Source organism: Chitinophaga varians (assembly GCF_014529945.1).
Lineage (GTDB): Bacteria > Bacteroidota > Bacteroidia > Chitinophagales > Chitinophagaceae > Chitinophaga > Chitinophaga varians.
The window spans coordinates 1-346 of sequence record NZ_JACVFB010000049.1 but is presented as its reverse complement, the minus strand read 5'-3'; the positions used below and the strand labels follow the sequence as shown (position 1 = coordinate 346).

1 protein-coding gene is annotated in these 346 nt (G+C 53.5%); it reads right to left on the bottom strand.

Annotated features, from left to right (window positions below; translation table 11 throughout):
* Positions 1-346: hypothetical protein (locus ICL55_RS34985; protein ID WP_188106725.1), on the bottom strand; the 346-nt coding region annotated here is incomplete at both ends.

The window sequence follows — 346 nt, the reverse complement described above, 5'->3', positions numbered from 1 at the left end:
CTGTACATACGCCGTTGCTGATGGTCCAGGTGAGCGTTACAGTCTGTGGCGCTGCACCGGCTACCGTAGCAGTGGTGTTGTACACAGTAGCGTCACCGAAGGTAACGTTGGCCGGTCCTGTCCATTTACCGGTTTCACCGGTAGCAGGCTGGTTGGCGCTGAGCTGGAACACATTGTTGCCGCACTGTACGATGGCATTACCAGCTTTACTATCAGAGAGCTTGTTGGTATTGGTCAGCGTCAGCTGATCGAAGGCGGTACAAGTAGCCAGGTCTTTATTGGTAACAGTCCACTGAAGGGTAACTGTCACATTATTAGGCACACCGGTCACGGTAGTGCTGTAGGC